Genomic DNA, 12,016 nt, shown 5'->3' on the forward strand with positions numbered 1-12,016 from the left:
CTTTTAACCTGCCAGGTTCGAACACCGGGCCTTGTTCAACGTGCGCTCGCGCCACGTTGCGCGGGCCTGCACCCCACTCAATGCCTGCTCAGGAGCACTGTGTCATGGAGATTGAACAATTCGGCTACAAACAGGAACTCAAACGCGGACTGACCCTCAGGGACCTGGTGGTCTACGGGATGATTTTCATGATCCCCATCGCGCCGTTCGGGGTCTATGGCTACGTCAACCAGGAAGCCCCGGGCATGGTGCCCCTGGCGTATATCATCGGCATGGTGGCGATGGTCTTCACCGCCCTCAGCTACGGCTGCATGGCCCGGGCCTTTCCCATCGCCGGCTCGGTCTATTCCTACGCCCAGCGCGGCCTCAACCCCCATGTCGGCTTTATCGCCGGCTGGCTGATGCTCCTGGATTACCTGCTGATCCCGCCGCTGCTGTACGTCTACGCGGCCATGGCGCTGAACCACCTGTACCCGGACATCCCCAAGGTCGGGTTTATCCTCGCGTTTCTGGTCAGTGCCACCTTCGTCAACCTGCGCGGTATCACCTTTACCGCGCGGATGAACATCGTGTTTCTGCTGGCGCAACTGGTGGTGCTGGGAATCTTCCTGTTCTACGCCTGGACTGCCCTGCACGGGGGCGCCGGCAACGGTCAACTGACCCTGGCGCCGCTGTACAACCCGCAAGGTTTCCACTTCGGCATGTTGATGCAGGGGGTGTCGATCGCGGTGCTGTCGTTCCTGGGCTTTGACGCGATCTCGACCCTGGCCGAAGAGGTCAAGGGCGACCCCGGGCGCAGCGTCGGCCGGGCGGCGTTGATCACCCTGGTGGTGATGGGGCTGATCTTTGTCGTGCAAACCTGGATCGCCACCGACCTCGCGGCCGGCATGGGCTTCAAGTCCGCCGACACCGCCTTCTACGAGATCGCCGAGATCGCCGCCGGCAGCTGGCTGGCGACCCTGACCGGGGTGGCCACGGCCCTGGCCTGGGGCGTGGCGGTGGCGATCACCTCGCAAGCCGCGGTGTCGCGCCTGCTGTTCGGCATGGCCCGCGACGGCAAGCTGCCCAAGGTCCTGGCCCGGGTCCATCGCAAACACAACACGCCCCATATCAGCATCTACCTGGTGGCCGTGCTGTCGCTGCTGATCTGCTACCTGTTCATCGACTCGGTGGACACCCTGACCTCACTGGTCAACTTTGGCGCCTTGAGCGGGTTTATCCTGCTGCACCTGACGGTGATCAACTACTACTGGCGCCGGCTCAAGTCCGGCCAGGTGATCCGCCACCTGGTGTGCCCGGCCATCGGCCTGCTGATCGTCTGCGCGATCCTGTTCAACATGGGCATCGAGGCACAGAAACTGGGCGCCATCTGGATAGTCGTCGGCGTGGTGTACCTGTTCCTGCTGAACAAACTGGGCAACGGCGAACCCTACAAAATCCAGGAACCTTTGTAGCCGCTAGCGCGAGGTTGCGCGGGTCCTATCAATCGATAGAAACCGGCGCACCTGTAGCCGCTGCCGCCAGGCTCGGCAGCGGCTACAGGTGGGGTCAATGCAAGGAATTGAGCAGCACCCGCGACGGCACGTCTCCCGGTCGGCAGCTGACTTTGTTGCGGCCGGTGGTCTTGGCTTCGTACAGCGCCTGGTCGGCGTCGTCCAGCCAGTTGACCGCGTCGCTGTACTCCGGATCAAACGCAGCCAGGCCAATGCTCAGGCTGACTTGCAGCGCCGGGTTCTGCTCGTAGCCCAGGGCACCGAAGCGGGTGCGCAGGCCTTCCATCAACTGGGCCGCCTGCTCCAGGGGCACGTCCGGCAGAATCACGCAAAACTCATCACCGCCATAACGGCCGATCTGATCACTGACCCGCAGGTTCTGGCGCAGGATCTTGCTCAGTTGGCGCAGCACGATATCGCCGGCCACATGGCCGTAGGTGTCGTTGATGACCTTGAAGTGATCAATGTCGATCAGGGCAATGGCCCCACCCTGCTGCTGGCGTCGGCAGCGTTGGAACTCAACCTCCAGCTGATCCTTCCAGGCGCCATGGTTAAGTAGCCCGGACAAGCTGTCGGTGCGGCTCAAGGCCAACAGCTCGCGCTTGTGCCCGGCCAGCACGCACGCCTGCTGGTAGCAGATATACCCCAGGGCCAGCGGGTACAACGTCAGCATCGGCAGGCAGGCATAGACTTGCAGTTGGCTGGTTTCGGCGATGAACAACGGGCTGAACAGCAGCAGCGAGACGCCGATCCCCAGGGCCTGGGCCAGGCTCCCGGCAAGAAAGAAACGCACACCGCCAATGGCGATATTGTTCATCGCCATCATCGCCAGGGTGGTCGTGGTCGGCAGCGGATTGAAATGCATGGCGCCGACCCAGAACCCGCCGAGGAACGAGTCCACCAGCAAATTGCGGTGTTCGCCGCGAAACGGCACCCGTGACCGGCGCGCCCACTGGTACGCCAGGTGCGGCCAGGCAAAGGCGTTGAACAGCATGAAGCCCCAGAGCCAGGCCGGGGGCTGCAGCGGTTGCATGGCTGCGGCGACGCAGAAGAAGCCCAGGGCCAGACCCAGGATCCGCGACTTGTATAGCCTCCTGGCCAATGAAAGTCCCTTCCCTGGTGTATGTGGCGTAGGGGCCAAGGCTCCTCCGTGCAAGCAGTACGAGGGTCGATGAGGCTACTGGGACTGCCGAGCAGTCTACCAGCGAAGAGTCAAATAGCCATTACCCCTTCCCCCCTGTTTACAGCGCCCTGGCCCGGCATTGCGGGAATATTTGGCTATAACTGACGGTGGGCACATAACATTACTCTGCGCCCGCTTGCCAAGTACCCCGGAGGAGGCGCATGCACAGCTATCAGGTACTGATCATCGGCAGCGGTTTTGGCGGACAGTGTGCAGCGGTCAATCTGCTCAAGGCGGGGATAGATGATTTCCTGCTGCTGGAGCGCCGCGACTTCCCTGGCGGCACCTGGTGCCAGAACACCTACCCCGGCGCCGCGGTCGATGTGCCCTCGCCCCTGTACTCCCTGTCGTTCGCGCCTTACCGGTGGAGCCAGATGTACGCCACCCAGGACGAATTGCAGCGCTATACCCAGCATCTGCTGCACCAGCAAGGCTTGCAGGACAAGGTGCTGCTCGGGGCCGAGGTCGAGGCCATGGACTGGGACTCGGCGCAGCAACGCTGGATCGTCCAGACCCAGGCCCGCGGTCGATTCCAGGCGCAGTTCGTGATCAACGCCTCGGGGCCCTTGAGCCAACCCCTGATTCCGCCCCTCCAGGGCCTCGCCGACTTCACCGGCCACCAGTTCCACAGCAACCAGTGGGACCACCACTACGACTACCGTGGCAAGCGCGTGGCGATTGTCGGCAGTGGCGCCAGCGCGGCGCAGATCATCCCGGCAATTGCCGCCGATGTCGCCCAGTTACATGTGTTCCAGCGCAGTGCGCACTGGGTGCTGCCGCGCCCTGACCGGCACTTCAGTGCCTTGGAACGGCGCCTGCTGGGGTTCAAGCCGGCCTACACCCTGCTGCGCTGGTTGATCTATTGGCAGCTGGAAAGCCGGATCATCGCCTTCAAGTATTCACGGCCGGCAATGACCCTGGTGCAGCGCCAGGCCCTGGGCCTGCTCAAACGCCAGGTGCCCGACCCGCAACTGCGCCGCCAACTGACGCCGGACTACAGCATCGGCTGCAAGCGGGTGATCCTGTCCAACACCCTGTACCCGGCGCTGGGGCGAGCCAACGTCAGCCTGCACGGGCGCGAGCAAGGCATCCAGAGCCTCGACGCCAGCGGCATCACCACCCGAGACGGCCAGCACCTGGAGCTGGACCTGATCATCTGGTGCACCGGCTTCGACACCACCGACGGCATGATCGCCTACCCGGTGCGCGGCAAGGACCGCCAGTTGTTGCGCGATGCCTGGGCGCCCTACCCGCGCGCCTACCTGGGCACCTGTGTGCCGGGGTTCCCCAACCTGTTTATCCTCTGCGGCCCCAACACCGGGATCGGCCACACCTCGCTGCTGTTCATCATCGAATCCCAGACCCGCTACATTCTCAGCTGCATCCGGGCCCTAAAGACCCAGGGCTTGCAGGCCATTGAAGCTCGCCCGGAAGCGGAGGCGCGCTACACCGCGATGATCCACCGCGAGATGCAGCGCACGGTGTGGCAATCCGGCGGTTGCCAGAGCTGGTACCGCAGCAGCAGCGGGCATGTGACGGCGCTGTTTCCCGGCTTCAGCTTCAGCTACCACTGGCTGACCCGGGGCCTCAAGCCCGTGGACCATCAACTGTCCTGACCCGTGCCCGCACAGGAGCCACCCGATGTTCGTGATTGTCGCCCTGCTCGCCCTTGGCCTGTTCTGGTGCTATCGCACCTACCCGCGCATCGGCCATTGGCTGTATGACGCCAGCAGCGCGCTGGAGGCCCGGCTCTACCGGTTGAAAAAACACCCGGTGGCCATCGATGGCATGACCCTGGCGACTTACATGGGCGGCCCGACCACCGCCAGCCAGACCCTGTTGCTGCTGCACGGCTACAGCGCCGACAAAAGCATCTGGCTGCGTTTTGCCCGGCACTTCAGCAAAGACTGCCGGGTGCTGATCCCGGACCTGGGCGGCCACGGCGCCACCGGCTTCGACGCCAGCCAGGACTACAGCATCCCGGCCCAGGGCCGACGCCTGCTGCAATTGCTCGACGCCTGCCAGGTGGCGCGGGTGCACCTGGTCGGCAACTCCATGGGCGGCTATATCGCGGCGTGGCTGGCGGCCACCAGCCCGGAGCGGGTAGCGTCACTGACCCTGTTCGACCCCGCCGGCGTCAGCGCGCCCGAGCCCAGCGACCTGGAGCGCATGCTGGCGGTGGGCCGCAATCCGTTCCTGATCGACACCCGCGCCGACTTCGACACCTTCTACGGCATGACCATGGCCGATCCGCCCTGGGTGCCGGAGGTGGTCCTAGCGGCCATCGCCGAACGCTACCGGCAGCGGCGCCCGCAGCTGGCGAAAATCTTCGACGACTTCCATGGCAGTGCGCCCATGGAACCCCTGCTGGGCTCGATCCAGGCCCCGACCCTGCTGCTCTGGGGCCGCGAGGACCGGCTGCTGCATGCCAGCAGCGCGCTGATCTGGGCCCGGGGCATCCCCCAGTTGCAGGTGGAGATCTGGCAAGGCATCGGCCATATGCCCATGGTCGAGCGCCCTAACCGCAGCGCCCGGCTGTACCGCCAGTTCCTGCAACAGGCAGCCCTGCGCAATAGCCGCTGAACACTCGAGCCCACTTTGCCAGCGACGCCCGGGCACGGCGCCCGACGCGCGGCGCCCGAACGGCAGTGCATTCATTTGCAGAATGAAGTTCAGAGGAAACTTCGTTTGTCAGCGCCCCCGACGCCGAACAGAATCGGCCCCACTCCACCCTTGATGTCACTGCACCGGGAATCCTGTTTATGAGCAACCAGAGCTTCGTCAGCCCTGACCTGATCCGCCAACGCTTTTCGCGGGCGATGTCGGACATGTACCGCGATGAAGTGCCGCTGTATGGCGCGCTGATGGAACTGGTGGCCGAGGTCAACGCCCAGACCCTGGAACAGCATCCCGACCTGGCCCGGCACCTGCGCCAGACCGGTGAAATCGAACGCCTGGACCTGGAGCGCCACGGCGCCATCCGCGTCGGCACCGCGACCGAACTGGCGACCCTGAGCCGCCTGTTTGCGGTCATGGGCATGCAGCCGGTGGGCTATTACGACCTGACCCCGGCCGGGGTCCCGGTGCACTCCACGGCCTTTCGCGCGGTGCATGAAACGGCGCTGCACATCAGCCCGTTCCGGGTCTTCACCTCGCTGCTGCGCCTGGAACTGATCGAAAACCCCGAACTGCGCACCTTTGCCGAATCGGTCCTGGCCCGGCGCTCGATCTTCACCGCCCGGGCCCTGAGCCTGATCGCCCAGTGCGAAGCGGATGGCGGGCTGAACCAGGCGGATGCCGAGGCGTTCGTCGAGCAGGCCCTGGAAACCTTCCGCTGGCACCACAGCGCCACCGTCACCGCCGCGCAGTATCAGCAACTGAGCGCCCAGCACCGGCTGATAGCCGACGTGGTGGCGTTCAAGGGTCCGCACATCAACCACCTGACGCCACGCACCCTGGACATCGACCAGGTGCAACGCCTGATGCCCGCCCACGGCATCACCCCCAAGGCCGTGATCGAAGGCCCGCCACGGCGGGACTGCCCGATCCTGCTGCGCCAGACCAGCTTCAAGGCCCTGGAGGAAACCGTGGCCTTCACCGACCAGGAACAGAGCCAGGGCAGCCACAGCGCACGCTTCGGCGAAATCGAACAACGCGGTGCGGCCCTCACCCCCAAAGGCCGCGCCCTGTACGACCGCCTGCTGAATGCCGCCCGCGACCAGCTCAATGCCTTCCCCAACGAGTCCAACGCCGATCGCTACGACGCCCTGATGCGCGACCACTTCGAAGCCTTCCCCGACAGCCACGACGCCATGCGCGAAGAGGACCTGGCGTACTTCCGCTATTTCGCCACCGAACAGGGCCTGGCCGCACGCGAACAGGCCCAGCGGCCCACGACCCTGGCCGCACTGATTGCCGCCGGGCACGTGCGCTTCGAACCTCTGGTGTATGAAGACTTCCTGCCGGTCAGTGCCGCCGGGATCTTCCAGTCCAACCTCGGCGACGACGCACAAAGTCACTATGCCGGCCAGTCCAACCAGCAGGCCTTCGAACAGGCCCTGGGCCGGCCGACCATCGATGAATTGCAGCTCTACGCCCAAACCCAGCAGCGCTCGCTGGAGCAGTGTGCGAGTGCCTTGGGCCTGCCCGGGTTGTGAATACAGGCGGCGCGTGATCCACCGCCATGGCGCTGACGTTGTCGGTGGATCCTGACCTCAGCGCCGCTTCAACCCTGCCCGCACTCCCATCTGGCGGTCACTGAAAACCGCTCCGCGACAGGCTCGGGCACAACCGCCAGCGCAACCCGCGCCTGTTCTGCCGTGATCAACGCGTGCGGGTTTGCATGGGCTTGCTGCACCTGCGCCACCAGTTGCTTGAGTCCGGCCTTGAAGGGCTCCGGCAGGCAGTTTTCCATAAGCTGCAAGTTGGCGATCACGCAGTGCCTGGCGTCGTCGAACGCCCAGTCGTCGTCAAGCAGATGCTCGATATCCTGGGCAGACTCCACCAGCAATCGGTAGGCGAACTCGGCAAACGACAGGTTTTCCACTTCGCTGGACTCTCGGTCATGCCAGACCAGGGCGACGCCGACCTGCCCGTCTTGCAGGGGGGTCAGGCAGTACGCGTCGCCGGCACCGGACTGGGCAAACGGCAAGAACCGCCGCCCGTCCTGGTAGGCCGGGTTGAGCCATTCTTCGATAACCTCGCCGGCCTGTTGCCCGTCGATCCACTCGAAGTCGTAGGCGCAGGACAACGCCGGTTGTGCCGACAGGGTGTACTCACGCCACCCCTTGCTCCAGTCCTCACGGCTATTGCCGTAGCGGGTCCGTCCCTCGGCCAGCAGCCGCCGCAGCTCCGCTGGCAAGGCTATGCCTGCGGTCTCGGCCAGCCGTTCAAAATCGCTCATGTGCATTCACTTCTGCAAAGTTCGGCGGGGTCATCCGCGCAAAAAGTCCGACGCATCTTAGGGCATGTGCCAGCGCCGGTTGAACCCTGGGCAGCGAAATTCGCCGCGCCCGGATCCCTACTGCACCCGATACGCCGACGGCACCTGGGTCGCGACGAACTCGCGCATGTGCTCGACAAAGCGCTCCTGCAATCGGGACAGGGGCGCCTGGGGCGGCAGCAGCAGACTGAAGTCCATTTCGATGGCCGGCGCGAAGGCACGGAAGACCACGCCCTGCCCGCGGTATTCCAGGGCGCTGATGGCATCCACCAGCGCCACCCCGGCGCCCTCTTCGACAAACAGGCACATGGGCAGCGACAGCTGGGTTTCCAGGCGCAAGTGGCGCTGCACGCCATGGGCGGCAAAGATCGCGTCGACGTGCTGGCGCGAGGCGATGGCATGGGGGTAGGAAACAAACGCCTCGCCCTCCAGGTCCTCGGGCACGATCAGCGCCTGCGGCTCCAGGCGATGCCCCACCGGCAACGCGCAGAGCATGCGCGATTTCAGCAGTTTCTCCGCGCGCGGGCTGGGGTAGGTGTTGGGCTCGACGATCACCCCCAGGTCGCAGCGCCCGCCGACCACCAGGTCGACCACCTCGCGCGAGGAGTGCACCACCAGGCTGATCTGCACCTCGGGGTGTTCACGCTGGAAGGCGGTGATGGCCCGCGGCATGAATCCCAGGCCCATGGCCGGGGCGCAGGCGATCTGCAACGAGCCGCGCTTGAGGGTGCGAATTTCCTGGGCGGTGCGGGCAATGCGCTCGACGCCGAGTAATGAGCGCTGCACCTCCTCATACAGCACCAGCGCCTCGGGCGTCGGCTGCAGGCGCCCCTTGAGACGCTCGAACAGGGCAAAGCCGATGTCTTCCTCCAGCGCGCTGATCAAGCGCGTCGCGGCGGGCTGGGAGATATGCAGCATCTCGGCGGCGCGGGTCACGGTCTGGCCGAGAATCACCGCACGAAAGGCTTCCAGCTGACGCAAATTCATCCCACCGCACCCCATAACAAAAAGACATGACCTGCGCAAAATAAAGCATTTTTCATCGCTGCATCAGCCCCCTAGCATCCCAGCCATGCCTCAACCGCCTCAGCCTGCACCCGATTTATCGGGATAACGCCTGACCGGCCTGGAACTGGAGCCACCCATGCAAAAACCTGATGCACTGATAATCGGCGGCGGCCTCGTGGGCCTGGCGATCGCCTACGGCATGGCCCGCAGCGGGCGCCAGGTGCGCGTGCTGGACGAGGGCGACAGTGCCCTGCGCGCGGCCCGTGGCAACTTCGGCCTGCTGTGGGTGCAGGGCAAGGGCTATCGCAAAAGCGCCTATGCCCAGTGGACCCGGCAGTCGGTGGCGCTGTGGCCGCAACTGGCGGCGTACCTGCGCGAGGACAGCGGCGTGGATGTCTGCCTGCAACAGGCCGGGGGGTTCCAGCTGTGCCTGTCCGAGGCGGAAATGGCCGAGGAAAGCCAGCGTCTGGCCTGGCTGCAGCAAGCCCTGGACGGCGACTACCCCTTTGAACTGCTGAGCCCGGGCGAGCTGCGCAAACGCCTGCCCGGCGTCGGTCCGGATGTGGTCGGGGCCTGCTATTCGCCGATGGATGGCCAGGTCAACCCGCTGAAATTGCTGCGAGCGCTGTATGCCGGCTGCCGCCGCCACGGGGTGCAGATCGACAACGGCCATCGGGTCGACGCCATCCGCCAGGTCGGTGATGGCCTTGAAGTGCGCGCTGGCGACCAGCGCTGGCAGGCCGGGCAACTGGTGCTGGCCGCCGGCCTGGGCAACCGTTCGCTGGGCGCCCTGCTCGGCGCCGATGTACCGGTGCAGCCCAATCGCGGGCAGATCCTGGTCACCGAGCGCCTCGCGCCTTTTTTGCACTACCCCACCACCTATGTGCGCCAGACCGACGAAGGCACGGTGCAGCTCGGCGACTCCATGGAAGCCGTGGGCTACGACGACCGGGGCAGCGCCGAGGTGATGGCCGACATCGCCCAGCGCGGCGTGCGCTGCTTCCCCTTGCTGGCCGATGTGCGCCTGGTTCGGGCCTGGGGTGCGCTGCGGGTCCTGAGCCCGGATGGCCTGCCGATTTACCAGACGCTGCCCGAGTGCCCGCAGGTGTTTGTCGCCAGTTGCCACAGCGGCGTCACCCTGGCCGCGGCCCACGCCCTGTGGCTGGCGCCGTGGCTCAGCGGCCAGGGCCAACTTCCCGACGTGCAGCCTTTTGGCCTGGCGCGCTTTCAATCTGCCAGCGAGGTGCAGCATGCCGGCTGATCGCCTGTTTCAACCCAGGTCCGCCAGCAGCCCGACCCTGGCCATCGAATTCGACGGCCAACCCCTGCGGGTGCCGGCCGGTGTTTCCCTGGCGGCGGCGTTGCTCGCCAGTGGCGTGCGCAGCACCCGCAGCAGCGTGGTCAGTGCCAGCCCGCGGGCGCCGTTTTGCATGATGGGGGTGTGCTTTGAGTGCCTGGTGGAGGTCGACGGCCAAGCCAGTTGCCAGGCCTGCCTGCTGCCGGTGCGCGAAGGCATGCGTGTGCGCAGCCAGCACGGGGTGCGTGCAGTGTCGACTACCGAGGGGGCCGACGATGAAGCCTGAACCTGTGGACCTGCTGATCATCGGCGCCGGCCCCGCCGGCATGGCGGCTGCTATCGAGGCCTGCGGCCTGGGCTTGAGCGTGACGGTGCTCGACGAACAGGCCAGCCCCGGCGGGCAGATCTACCGTGATGTGCGCCTCGCCGACCCTCAGCGCCTGGCCGTGCTGGGTGCCGACTACCAGGCCGGGCTGGCCCTGGTCGAGCGCTTCCTGGCCTGCGGCGCGCGCTATATCCCCCAGGCCTCGGTGTGGCTGGTGAGCCCGCAACAGCAAGTGCATTTTCTGCACCTGGGCCAGGCGCGAACCCTCCACCCACGGCGCCTGCTGATTGCCTGCGGGGCCTACGAACGCGCCCTGCCGATTCCCGGCTGGACCCTGCCCGGGGTGATGAACGCCGGCGCTGGGCAGATCCTGCTCAAGGGCGCTGCGCTGCTGCCGGCGGTGCCGGTGCTGCTGGCCGGCTGTGGCCCGCTGCTGTACCTGCTGGCGGCGCAATACCTGCGGGCCGGGGTCCAGGTCGCGGCCCTGGTGGACACCAGCAGCCACGCCGACCTGCTGCGCGCCTGGCGCCAGATCCCGGCGGCCCTCGGCGGCTGGCGCGAACTGCTCAAAGGTCTGGGCCTGCTGAGGCAACTGCGGCGTGCCGGGATCCGCCATTTCCGGGGCGCGCGCGACTTGCAGATCGAGGGCCAAGACCAGGCCCGGGCCCTGCGCTTTCGTTGCGGCGGGGATGAACATCGGCTCCCGGCGCAATTGATCCTGTTGCATCAGGGCGTAGTGCCCAACACCCAGATCAGTTGGTCGCTACGCCTGGAGCACCAGTGGGACGAACAACAACTGTGCTGGACCGTGCACCGCGACCCGTTTGGAGAAACCAGTCAGCCCGGCGTGTTTATCGCCGGCGATGCCGCGGCCATCGGCGGCGCCCTGGCCGCGCGGGAACAGGGGCGGATAGCGGCCCTGGGAATCGCCCGTCAGTTGCAGCCCCTTGCTGCCGCGCAGATCGATGCCCAACTGCCAGCGCTGCGCCGCGCCCTGGCCCGGCACCTGGCGGCCCGTCCGCTGATCGACGCCCTGTACCGCCCACAGCAGCAGAACCGCATCCCCGCCGACGACGTCATCGTCTGCCGCTGCGAAGAAGTCAGCGCCGGCGACCTGCGCCACTACGTCGACCTGGGCTGCCTCGGGCCGAACCAGGCCAAGGCTTTCGGCCGCTGCGGCATGGGCCCCTGCCAGGGCCGCCTGTGCGGGCTCAGCGTCAGCGAAGTGATCGCCGAGCGGCGCCAGGTTTCCCCGGCCGCCGTCGGCTACTACCGCATCCGCCCGCCACTCAAACCCATCACCCTCACCCAACTCGCAGGTGAAGCCTGCCTCGACCGTTCCCAGGAGCACCCATGACCTCTATCCAGCGTATCCAAAGCAACCCACGGCTAAGCCGCGTGGTGGTGCACAACCAGGTGGCCTGGCTCAGCGGCATCGTCGCCGCCGATTGCAGCCAGGACATCCAGGGCCAGACCCGCCAGGTGCTGGAGCGTGTCGACCAGTTGCTGGCCGAGGCCGGCACTGACAAGAGCCGCCTGCTCAGTGTGCAGATCTGGATGAAAGACATGACCGCCGATTTCGACGCCATGAATGCGCTGTGGAGCGCCTGGGTCGACCCCACGCAAACCCCGGCCCGAGCCACGGCCCAGGTGGCTTTCGACGACGCCGAGATCCGCCTCGAGCTCATCGTCACCGCCGCCGTCTGAGGCTCAGGCAAGCCGCCCGCACACGCGGGCAACCGGTCAGGGCAGCCACCTGCGAGCCGCC

General features: G+C 66.2%; 11 protein-coding genes. 8 read left to right on the top strand and 3 right to left on the bottom strand.

Features of this window, described 5'->3' with window-relative positions; all coding sequences use genetic code 11:
- Nucleotides 1-104: 104 nt before the first annotated feature.
- Nucleotides 105-1,454, top strand: a complete 1,350-nt coding sequence (locus MF4836_RS31890) for an APC family permease (RefSeq protein ID WP_078473690.1) — start codon at nucleotides 105-107, stop codon at nucleotides 1,452-1,454.
- Between the two features lie 94 nt (nucleotides 1,455-1,548).
- Here MF4836_RS31890 and MF4836_RS31895 read toward each other — a convergent pair whose 3' ends face one another.
- Complete coding sequence (locus MF4836_RS31895) at nucleotides 1,549-2,634, bottom strand: diguanylate cyclase (RefSeq protein ID WP_078473691.1); 1,086 nt, start codon at nucleotides 2,632-2,634, stop codon at nucleotides 1,549-1,551.
- A gap of 203 nt (nucleotides 2,635-2,837) precedes the next feature.
- Here MF4836_RS31895 and MF4836_RS31900 point away from each other — a divergent pair, with 203 nt between their 5' ends.
- The 3 genes from MF4836_RS31900 to hglS all read left to right on the top strand — a co-directional run bounded on the left by MF4836_RS31900 (nucleotide 2,838) and on the right by hglS (nucleotide 6,833).
- On the top strand, nucleotides 2,838-4,292 hold the full coding sequence (locus MF4836_RS31900; RefSeq protein ID WP_078473692.1) for a flavin-containing monooxygenase: 1,455 nt from the start codon (nucleotides 2,838-2,840) through the stop codon (nucleotides 4,290-4,292).
- A gap of 25 nt (nucleotides 4,293-4,317) precedes the next feature.
- On the top strand, nucleotides 4,318-5,259 hold the full coding sequence (locus tag MF4836_RS31905; protein WP_078473693.1) for an alpha/beta fold hydrolase: 942 nt from the start codon (nucleotides 4,318-4,320) through the stop codon (nucleotides 5,257-5,259).
- A 179-nt stretch (nucleotides 5,260-5,438) separates the two neighbouring features.
- Nucleotides 5,439-6,833 (top strand): 2-oxoadipate dioxygenase/decarboxylase HglS, encoded by a 1,395-nt coding sequence (gene hglS, locus MF4836_RS31910; RefSeq protein ID WP_078473694.1) that lies wholly within the window; start codon nucleotides 5,439-5,441, stop codon nucleotides 6,831-6,833.
- A gap of 68 nt (nucleotides 6,834-6,901) precedes the next feature.
- On the opposite strand, the gene MF4836_RS31915 is transcribed toward hglS, so the two are convergent.
- Together MF4836_RS31915 and MF4836_RS31920 are read right to left on the bottom strand one after the other, a co-directional pair.
- Nucleotides 6,902-7,579 (bottom strand): SMI1/KNR4 family protein, encoded by a 678-nt coding sequence (locus tag MF4836_RS31915; RefSeq protein ID WP_078473695.1) that lies wholly within the window; start codon nucleotides 7,577-7,579, stop codon nucleotides 6,902-6,904.
- A 117-nt stretch (nucleotides 7,580-7,696) separates the two neighbouring features.
- The gene (locus MF4836_RS31920; protein WP_078473696.1) at nucleotides 7,697-8,605 is read right to left on the bottom strand and encodes a LysR substrate-binding domain-containing protein; all 909 of its coding nucleotides are present in this window, start codon (nucleotides 8,603-8,605) and stop codon (nucleotides 7,697-7,699) included.
- A gap of 157 nt (nucleotides 8,606-8,762) precedes the next feature.
- Here MF4836_RS31920 and MF4836_RS31925 point away from each other — a divergent pair, with 157 nt between their 5' ends.
- The 4 genes from MF4836_RS31925 to MF4836_RS31940 are packed head-to-tail and all read left to right on the top strand — an operon-like array spanning nucleotide 8,763 to nucleotide 11,955.
- On the top strand, nucleotides 8,763-9,887 hold the full coding sequence (locus tag MF4836_RS31925; protein WP_078473697.1) for an NAD(P)/FAD-dependent oxidoreductase: 1,125 nt from the start codon (nucleotides 8,763-8,765) through the stop codon (nucleotides 9,885-9,887).
- A complete protein-coding gene (locus MF4836_RS31930) occupies nucleotides 9,877-10,209 on the top strand; it encodes a (2Fe-2S)-binding protein (protein WP_078473698.1) in 333 nt (110 codons plus the stop codon). Before MF4836_RS31925 ends, MF4836_RS31930 begins: the two co-directional genes overlap by 11 nt.
- On the top strand, nucleotides 10,199-11,605 hold the full coding sequence (locus MF4836_RS31935) for an FAD/NAD(P)-dependent oxidoreductase (RefSeq protein ID WP_078473699.1): 1,407 nt from the start codon (nucleotides 10,199-10,201) through the stop codon (nucleotides 11,603-11,605). The genes MF4836_RS31930 and MF4836_RS31935 overlap by 11 nt, the downstream gene beginning before the upstream one ends.
- The gene (locus MF4836_RS31940) at nucleotides 11,602-11,955 is read left to right on the top strand and encodes a RidA family protein (RefSeq protein ID WP_078473700.1); all 354 of its coding nucleotides are present in this window, start codon (nucleotides 11,602-11,604) and stop codon (nucleotides 11,953-11,955) included. The genes MF4836_RS31935 and MF4836_RS31940 overlap by 4 nt, the downstream gene beginning before the upstream one ends.
- Nucleotides 11,956-12,016 lie beyond the last annotated feature (61 nt).

The organism is Pseudomonas sp. MF4836, from assembly GCF_002018875.1.
Lineage (GTDB): Bacteria > Pseudomonadota > Gammaproteobacteria > Pseudomonadales > Pseudomonadaceae > Aquipseudomonas.